The organism is Roseivirga seohaensis (assembly GCF_001592945.1).
Classification (GTDB): Bacteria; Bacteroidota; Bacteroidia; order Cytophagales; family Cyclobacteriaceae; genus Roseivirga; species Roseivirga seohaensis.
On the sequence record NZ_LRPB01000041.1, the window covers coordinates 1 to 206 of the forward strand.

At 43.2% G+C, this 206-nt stretch carries 1 protein-coding gene; it reads right to left on the minus strand.

The annotated features are described in order from the left end of the window. On the minus strand, positions 1-206 hold a 206-nt coding region (locus tag AWW67_RS11800), incomplete at both ends, for a hypothetical protein (RefSeq protein WP_141655444.1).

Sequence of the window (206 nt, forward strand, 5' to 3'; positions counted from 1 at the left end):
TGCTCCATCTTTTATCGTTCCACTGTTGAGGGTCAATGAATTGGTGGCTACATAATCAAGGTCTGCACTAACATCTCCTGCTTGTACTATGTAGTTGAAAGTTAAAGTCGATCCTCCTGATCCACTGAAGTAGTTTGCAGTTCTGTCGGTCGTGCCTGTTTCCAATTCTATCTGAGGAAATCCGCTAACCGTAACTGATTCGCTAA